Annotated in this window: 7 protein-coding genes; 1 reads left to right on the forward strand and 6 read right to left on the reverse strand. The window is 59.5% G+C overall.

Translation table 11 applies throughout. The annotated features are described in order from the left end of the window. The 3 genes from ACJWXQ_RS02455 to ACJWXQ_RS02465 all read right to left on the reverse strand — a co-directional run. Positions 1-142 (reverse strand): DUF3817 domain-containing protein (locus ACJWXQ_RS02455; RefSeq protein WP_406672065.1); only part of this gene is annotated, 142 nt, incomplete at its 3' end. Positions 143-175: 33 nt separating this feature from the next. Then, positions 176-412: a hypothetical protein gene (locus ACJWXQ_RS02460; protein ID WP_346052646.1), complete on the reverse strand. Its 237-nt coding sequence runs from the start codon at positions 410-412 to the stop codon at positions 176-178. 29 nt (positions 413-441) lie between these two features. Beyond that, the gene (locus tag ACJWXQ_RS02465) at positions 442-909 is read right to left on the reverse strand and encodes a hypothetical protein (protein ID WP_346052645.1); all 468 of its coding nucleotides are present in this window, start codon (positions 907-909) and stop codon (positions 442-444) included. Positions 910-1004: 95 nt separating this feature from the next. On the opposite strand from ACJWXQ_RS02465, the gene ACJWXQ_RS02470 reads away from it, so the two are divergent. Then, on the forward strand, positions 1005-2057 hold the full coding sequence (locus ACJWXQ_RS02470) for an alpha/beta fold hydrolase (protein ID WP_346052643.1): 1053 nt from the start codon (positions 1005-1007) through the stop codon (positions 2055-2057). 64 nt (positions 2058-2121) lie between these two features. Here ACJWXQ_RS02470 and ACJWXQ_RS02475 read toward each other — a convergent pair whose 3' ends face one another. From ACJWXQ_RS02475 to ACJWXQ_RS02485, 3 genes are all read right to left on the reverse strand, one after another. Beyond that, entirely contained in the window at positions 2122-3603 is a 1482-nt protein-coding gene (locus tag ACJWXQ_RS02475) for a S10 family peptidase (protein ID WP_406672066.1), read from the reverse strand. Between the two features lie 406 nt (positions 3604-4009). Then, positions 4010-4735 (reverse strand): ABC transporter ATP-binding protein, encoded by a 726-nt coding sequence (locus tag ACJWXQ_RS02480; RefSeq protein WP_346052641.1) that lies wholly within the window; start codon positions 4733-4735, stop codon positions 4010-4012. A 10-nt stretch (positions 4736-4745) separates the two neighbouring features. Then, positions 4746-5144: ABC transporter permease (locus tag ACJWXQ_RS02485; RefSeq protein ID WP_406672064.1), on the reverse strand; the 399-nt coding region annotated here is incomplete at its 5' end.

Consider the following 5144-nt stretch of genomic DNA (forward strand, 5'->3'; position numbering starts at 1 on the left):
AGAGATACAAGATGCCATGAATCCAGCCGGCATAGGTGACGGCGAGCGGCATGTCCGCGTAGGTCCTTAAAGGCATGGCCACGAACAGGAGCGTCAGCAAAGACAGCCCCTCGATCATGCTAACCAGGCGAAAGAAACGAATCACTGCTTACTCCTTTCAAGCAAACGAGCATGATCACCAGAAGGCAATGATCATCAGGGCAATCATGAGCACACTCAATATCAGAAACACCCGACCGATTCTTGCATTGGTGATGTGCTTCTCTTCGTAGCGCTGCTTGAGCGCCGCCAGCCCGGCCTCATCCAGGCCGTGGCAGTGCTGACATTGGGATTTCTTCTTGGGTGTTTGCAGGCCACAGCGATCACAGCGCCACACCCGGCGAATCAGGGCCTTGGAAGCACGTCCCAGCAAGTGCAGTCTCCCGTCAAATACGTCTCTGGCTAGTCTTCACGCTTGTCTTTCCAGCCCATTCGTTCACGCTCGGCCTGCAGCCAGGGCGCTTCGTAGTCGGGCGCCTGCTTCTCCACACCCTGAGCCTTGAGCCGATTGGCCACCGCATCAACAATAGTCGCGCATAGCGATGCGGCCAGCATGAAATGGGCCTCACGGTAGCCGGATTCGTATTCCCACCCCAGCAAGGGCGTCAGGACCGGTATCCAGGCCTCATTGATGACCATCACGGCAATGGCGCCACCCATTGTCGCACTGGCCATAATGATCAACGAAGGCACGGTGTAGATAGGCAACCGCTCAAAGCTATGATACAGCGCCGGCGCACTCCAAAAGGCAACAACAATCAAACCCAGCCACAGCAGCAGATCCAGTAAAAGCTTTACCAGCACAAGCAGCCCTTTCCTTTGAGCCAGAAACGCCAAGAATTCTATCAAAGGCCCGAGCACCGTCACCACGACATCACACTACACGCTTTCAGTTGGAATTGTTGCCCCAGATCGGCTCGGCTATGATCAAAAGCGGTTCCACGCACAATAAAGGAAAACCGCCGATGACCATCCACGCGCCGGAGGCTTCCGGTTGGCATGCCCTGCGGGGCCCCGGCCTGTCCTTGATCTGCCTGTCCATTCTGGCGGCTCTGCTCAGTGGCTGCGCCGGCATTGCAGCGCGGGAGATTGGCGAAGCCCCGGGGCCCGATTCAGGCATGTTCAATCTCGGCTACCAGGCCACTTCCCAGCTGGGTGGCGAGAGCGTGGAATGGACAGCCGGGGACGGCAGTGAACACTGGGCGGTCCGCTTCCGTGCCGGCGGGCTGGACGCCGATTACGATCTCAGCACCGACGGCGACAACGGCCGATTCCGGATCAATTTCCGGGTCAACACGAACCCGCAAGCGGAAACACACCGGGGCACCGTGATTCTGCTCCATTCCTGGCGCCAATCCCATGAAGTCATGGTCCCCTGGGCATCTCAGCTCAGTGCAGCGGGCTTCGAGACGTTGATTCCGGATCTGCGCGGCCATGGCCAGTCGGGTGGGAGTCAGGTCGGCTTCGGCGTGCTGGAGGCGGGCGACGTGGAGCGGCTCATCGACCACCTGGAAACCGGGGAAGCGATCAGCAAGCCGCTGTATCTCATGGGCGCATCCCTGGGTGCGAGTACCGCCCTGCGCGCCGCCGACGACCCCCGCGTCAGCGCGGTCGTGGCCATTGCCCCCTTCAATGACCCGGGCGGTGCGGTGGTGGAAGTGGCCAGAGAGATTGCCCCCTGGCGCAGTCGCCTGGTGGGCCAGAGGAATCTGCTTCGAGGTTTCGAAAGGGCCATGATCGATGCCGGACTGAGTCTGGAACTGGCGGACACGGCAGAAGCGATCAGGGGCCTGAATACCCCCGCACTGCTCATCCACGGCGAGGATGATCAACATGTCTCGGTGTCACACAGCCGTGAGTTGGCTGAGGTGCTGGACTGCGGGCAGCTCCTGATTCTGCCCGACACCGGTGGTCATATCGCCAGCCATGTGCGCCTGGACTGGCTGGATGACTGGGTCCTGCCTTTCCTGGAGTGGTCTGAGCAATCCGGGCCGGACTGCCGGGTGCCCAAAGGATAAAGTCGAGGCGGCGGCATGAATCATGCCGCCGCCTGAGCTGATTCGACAGGATGCTGCGAGCTCCTCAGTCGTAGCGGGCAGGCTGCCCCTCCGCCGGGATGGCATCCAGGATGAAATCCCGCAAGTCCTCATTGGACAGGCGCAGATCCTCATACCGCAGATACATCATGTGACCACTACGATAGCCCTTGAAGCTCAAGCGGTCCCGCATCTTCCCACTGGGATCCAACTGCCACATGCTGTACTTGGCATCAAAGTAGTTGGTGGCACCGTCATAATAGCCGGCCTGGAAGAGCACATTGAGATAGGGATTCTGGGCCATGGCCTGGCGCAGGTTTTCCCCGGTCTGATTGTTCTGGCGGTCCCAGGGGTGCACCGGCCCGAACATGTTGTATTTGATGTCCGTCTCGTACTCCAGCTCGCTGCGAATATAGTGATTGATCGCCGGGGTAAAGGCATGCAGCCAGGCGGTCAGCTCGGCCCAGTAATCGGGCCGTTCACCCACATCCTTGCGGTCGATGCCCAGATAGCGGGAGTCGAGCCGGCCAACGGTGCGACCGCGATCCCGCAGCAAGTCCTTCCAGAAGAAGGCCAGGTCAATATCCAGGTTGCTGCCGAGCACGCTGTCCAGCGACAGCCCGGAATAGCGAGCTACTTGTTCGCCGATCTGCTGGCGTTCTTCCTCATTCAGAAATGCCCCTCGGGCCAATGCGGGCAGGTACTCTTCCAGGGTGAATTCCTCCACCTTGGGCAAGAGCTCGTAGAGATCCAGGTCCTGGAGCTCATCGTCCAGTGCATCGTGGTACCACGCCGTGGCGGCGAAGTAAGGCAGGCGATTAGCTGCCTTCACCGGCCCTTCCCGGTCAATGCCCATGTCGGTCGGCGAGACCAGAATGACACCGTTGAGATACATCCACTGGCTGTTCTGCAGCTCCAGAGCCAGACCGGCAACCCGCGTGGTGCCATAACTCTCGCCAATCAGGAACTTGGGCGAATTCCATCGCTCATTGCGAGTGACGAAGGTATTGATCCACTCGGCAAGATATTCAATATCCTGCTCGACACCGAAAAAGCGCTCCTGCTGCTCCTCCTGGCTGATCTTTTCACCATCCTCGTCCGGCACTACCCGCGAATACCCGGTATTGACCGGATTGACGAACACGATGTCGGCAACGTCCAGGACCGAGTAGGGGTTGTCTTTGACCCCGTAGGGCTGCACTGGATAGCCTTCGTCATCGATCTCCAGCACTCGGGGCCCGGTATAGGCAACATGCATCCAGACCGAGGCCGAGCCCGGCCCACCATTGAAGGAAATCACCAATGGGCGCTGGTCCCGGTCGCGAACATCGGTACGCTGGTAATAGGTGTAGAACAAGGTAGCGATGGATTTGCCATCGTCGTCCCAGACCGGCTGGGTGCCGGTGGTCGCGGAATATCGGACCCGCTCACCCTGAATTCGGGTAGCGTGCTCGGTCACCACCGCATCATCGATCGGAATGCTGCGTTCGCTGGCCATTGCGGTGACTGCCAGCGAGCCGAGCAACATCCCAACAATAAGCTTTTGAATTCCTTGCATTAGCTTCCCTCCAGAGAGATCAAGCAAGAATAATCTGACGGCCAGATACTCCAATCCGAGACCGAGGCTACCCGCAAGAGTTCCCCTTGGACGAGGCAATTGGCTTCCGACTCACAAGGTGGGGCAACAGACAAGTTAGCAGAAAACAACTATCGCCATCATGCTTGCACCACCGAGAAAAAGTGCGCTACCGGGGTGAGCACAGGAACATTGCCCTAGCCATAGGCCAGCTAGAGACTCGGGATAAAGATTCGTACAGGCTCCAAAAATTCTGTCAGGGTCGTAAGGGTATCAAAGGTGACCAAGGTGCCATGAGACCGCCTGGAGGCCGAGATAACTGAGGTGCCCAAGCCCAAGTGCATGGTGCAAGGGGGCGCTAGGAAGGGACGCCTATCCCGGATCTGTCATCAAGGATTCTACCGTCCACCAGTTCGATGACCCGGTCGCATTTCTCGGCAAGCTCAAGATCATGGGTGACGATGATGAAAGCGCAGCCGAATTCCCGATTGAAGCGGCGTAGCAAGTCAAATACCTGCTCGGAGCTCTCGGTGTCCAGATTCCCGGTCGGCTCGTCGGCCAGCACCAGGGGCGGGCGATTGATCAATGCCCGGCAGATGGCCACTCTTTGTTGTTGTCCGCCAGAGAGGGCCTTGGGTTTGCGCTCGCCGTAATCGTCCAGGCCCACCGACGCCAGCAACGCCTGGGCATGGGCCTCGATATCCGGGTCGCGTCGCCCCATGGCGGCCCAACAAGGCATCTGGATATTGTCCAGGGCCGTAAAGGCGGTGAGCAGATGATGAAACTGAAACACGAAACCCAGGCGCTCACCGCGCAATCGGGATAGTTCACCGTCCGACAGCCCCCGAGTGGAGCGCCCGGCAATGAATACCTCGCCGTCACTGGGCTGATCGAGGAGACCCAGTATGTTGAGCAAGGTACTCTTGCCGGAGCCGGAGGGTCCCACCATGGCCAGGAATTCTCCGGGGCCCACGCTGAGATCAATGCCATGGAGCACTTCCTGCTCGCTGGGCAGGCCGATGTTGTAGCGCTTTTTCACATTCTTCAGCCGCAGGACCGGGCTGTCGGCAGCAGGCGCTGTCATCCCTAGCTCCTTATTCATCTCGAATCGCCGCTACCGGGTCCATCTTCGCGGCACGGCGGGCCGGGAAGTAGGCCGCCAGAATACCCGTAACCGTGGCCAGCAACATGGCGCCCATCACCAGGCCGGCGCCTGCGGTCACATCGAACAGGGCCTCACGGTCGGGCCGGGCGCCCAGGGCGGTGAACAAGCTGACCATGCCCAGACCACCCAGGGAACCCAGAAAGGAGCCCAGCAGGCCAACAATCCCGCCCTGGATCAGGAACACCGTCATGACCTGATTGGCGGTGGAGCCCGTGGCTCGCAGAATGCCAATCTCTCGCCGACGCTGAACCACGGAAACGGCCAGCACACTGGCAATCCCAAAGGCCACGGAAATACCCACAAATACCTGGATCAGATTGGTGGATTG

The organism is Natronospira sp., from assembly GCF_007134575.1.
GTDB lineage: Bacteria > Pseudomonadota > Gammaproteobacteria > Natronospirales > Natronospiraceae > Natronospira > Natronospira elongata.